Annotated in this window: 1 protein-coding gene; it reads left to right on the top strand. The window is 75.5% G+C overall.

From position 1 onward, the window contains the following. The first annotated feature begins 17 nt into the window (after positions 1–17). A complete protein-coding gene (locus tag FGF04_RS35490; RefSeq protein WP_149515504.1) occupies positions 18–2315 on the top strand; it encodes a beta-xylosidase/alpha-l-arabinosidase in 2298 nt (765 codons plus the stop codon). Positions 2316–2470: the final 155 nt, after the last annotated feature.

Raw genomic sequence — 2470 nt, 5'->3', positions numbered from 1 at the left:
AATCCGACAGGAGTTCCATGACCACCGCCCCTTGGCGTGATCCCGCGCTGCCCGCCGAGGCCCGGGTCGCCGACCTGCTGGCCCGGATGACCCTGGAGGAGAAGGCCGCCCAGCTCTACGGCGTGTGGGTGGGCGCCGCCACGGACGGCGACGGGGTGGCCCCGCACCAGGACGAGATGGCCGCGGACTTCGACTGGGACGAGGTCATCACCCAGGGCCTGGGCCAGCTCACCCGCTCCTTCGGCACGGCTCCCGTGGACCCGGCGCTGGGCGCGCAGGCACTGGCCCGCGCCCAGCGCCGGCTCGTCGGGGCGGGCCGCTTCGGCATCCCGGCCGTCGCCCACGAGGAGTGCCTGGCCGGCTTCACCGCGTGGGGCGCCACCGCGTACCCCGTGCCGCTCGCCTGGGGCGCCACGTTCGACCCGGACCTGGTCGCCGAGATGGCGGGGCGGATCGGCCGCGACCTCGCCTCCGTCGGCGTCCACCAGGGCCTCGCCCCGGTCCTGGACGTCGTGCGGGACCTGCGGTGGGGCAGGGTCGAGGAGACCATCGGCGAGGACCCGTACCTGGTCGGCACGATCGGCGCCGCGTACGTGCGCGGCCTGGAGTCCGCCGGGATCGTCGCCACGCTCAAGCACTTCGCCGGGTACGCGTCCTCGGCGGGCGCCCGCAACCTCGCCCCCGTACGGGCCGGGGTGCGCGAGTTCGCCGACATCACGCTGCCCCCGTTCGAGTTCGCGCTGCGCGAGGGCGGGGCCCGCTCGGTGATGGCCGCCTACACGGACACGGACGGCGTGCCCGCCACCGCGGACCCGTACCTGCTGACCGAACTGCTGCGGGAGCGCTGGGGGTTCACGGGCACGGTCGTCAGCGACTACTTCGGCGTCGGCTTCCTCAAGACCCTGCACCGGGTCGCGGGCACCGAGGCGCAGGCCGCCCACGCGGCCCTGGCCGCGGGCGTGGACGTCGAACTGCCGACGGTCCACTGCTACGGGGACCCGCTGGCCGGGGCCGTGCGCGCCGGCGACGTCCCGGAGTCCGTGGTGGACCGGGCCGCCACGCGGGTCCTGCTCCAGAAGTGCGAGCTGGGGCTGCTGGACGAGGACTGGGGCCCGGAGCCCACCGGCCCGATCGACCTGGACTCGGCCGCGAACCGCGCGCTGGCCCGCCGGCTGGCCGAGGAATCCGTGGTCCTGCTCTCCAACCCGGAGGGCCTGCTGCCGCTCGCCCCCGACACCCGGATCGCCGTGGTCGGCCCGCGGGCCTCGGACGCGCTGGCCATGCTGGGCTGCTACTCGTTCCCGTCCCACGTGGGCGTCAACCACCCGGCCCTGCCGATGGGCATCGAGATCCCCACGCTGCTCGAATCCCTGCGCACGGAACTCCCGGACGCCAAGCTGACGTTCACCGAGGGCTGCGACACCACCGGCCCGGACACCTCGGGCTTCGCGGAGGCCGTCGCGCGCACCACCGAGGCGGACGTCTGCGTGGCCGTGCTGGGCGACCGGGCGGGCCTCTTCGGCCGGGGCACCTCGGGCGAGGGCTGCGACGTGGCGGACCTGCAGCTGCCGGGCGTGCAGGCCGAGCTGCTGGACGCCCTGACGGCGACGGACACCCCGGTCGTGCTCGTCCTGCTCACCGGCCGCCCGTACGCGCTGGGCCGCTGGCACGACCGGCTGGCCGCCACGGTCCAGGCGTTCTTCCCCGGCGAGGAGGGCGGCCCCGCGGTGGCGGGCGTCCTGTCGGGCCGGGTCAACCCCTCGGGCCGGCTCCCCGTGAGCGTCCCGCGGACCCCGGGCGGCCAGCCGTGGACCTACCTCCAGCCCCCGCTGGGCCTGGCGGGCGAGGTCAGCAGCCTGGACCCGACCCCGCTCCACCCCTTCGGCCACGGCCTGTCGTACACGGACTTCGCCTACGAGGACACGGCGGACCGCAGCGCGCGGACCAGCACGTCGGAGCCGTACGACGTCTCGGTCACGGTCCGCAACACGGGGCCGCGCGAGGGTGCGGAGACCGTGCAGCTCTACCTGCACGACCCGGTCGCCTCGGTGACCCGCCCCGACGTCCGGCTGATCGGCTACCAGCGCCTGACCCTGGCTCCGGGAGAGGCCCGCCGGGTCACGTTCCACTTCCACCCGGACCTGTCGGCGTTCACCGACCGCGAGGGCCGCCGCACGGTGGAGCCGGGCGCCCTGGAACTGCGCGTGGCGAGCTCCAGCACGACCACCCACCACACGACCCACCTGACCCTGACGGGCCCGGTCCGCCACCCGGACGAGACCCGGGAACTGACCTGCCGGACGACGGTCGCCTAGGCGCTCCGCCGGGACGTGGCTGGTCGCGCCGTTCCCCGCGCCCCTGGGTAGCCAGGGGCGCGGGGAACGGCGCAGTCTTTGGCTTTTAGGGGCGCGGGGAACTGCGCGACCAGCCCCCACGGACCCGCACCCGCCCCCGCGCCCAGCCCCTCACT

Origin of the sequence: Streptomyces apricus, from assembly GCF_008369065.1 — a bacterium.
In the GTDB taxonomy this organism is placed as follows: domain Bacteria; phylum Actinomycetota; class Actinomycetes; order Streptomycetales; family Streptomycetaceae; genus Streptomyces; species Streptomyces apricus.
This window is presented reverse-complemented; position numbering and strand designations above follow the sequence as displayed.